Source organism: Shigella sp. FC1544 (assembly GCF_001722145.1).
Taxonomy (GTDB): domain Bacteria; phylum Pseudomonadota; class Gammaproteobacteria; order Enterobacterales; family Enterobacteriaceae; genus Escherichia; species Escherichia coli.
The window spans coordinates 1-286 of the sequence record NZ_MECT01000504.1; the positions used below are offsets into that span (position 1 = coordinate 1).

Annotated in this window: 1 pseudogene; it reads left to right on the top strand. The window is 47.9% G+C overall.

Features of this window, described 5'->3' with window-relative positions:
* Nucleotides 1-146: 146 nt before the first annotated feature.
* Nucleotides 147-236, top strand: a pseudogene (locus tag BGK49_RS29790) (IS66 family insertion sequence element accessory protein TnpA); the annotation flags it as partial.
* Nucleotides 237-286: the final 50 nt, after the last annotated feature.

The following is a 286-nucleotide window of genomic DNA, read 5'->3' on the forward strand; positions in this document are numbered from 1 at the left end:
GCCACCGTGTATTTCTGGTCAACAACCAGTTGAGCGGATTCGCGTTTAAACTCTGCGCTAAAATTTCTTTTTTTCATTGGAGCACCTGTGTTGTTCTGAGGTGAGCATATCACCTCTGTTCAGGTGGCCAAATTCAGTGTGCCACTTCACTCTTCCTTCCCGGTGGAGTACGGATGTGCTGTCAGCTGTCACAACTTACCGATGTCTTCAGGGCACTCAAATATGCTCAGTCCTGATAATGTCTTCATCGCAATTAAACCTGTTGACATGCGCCGGGGCATCGACT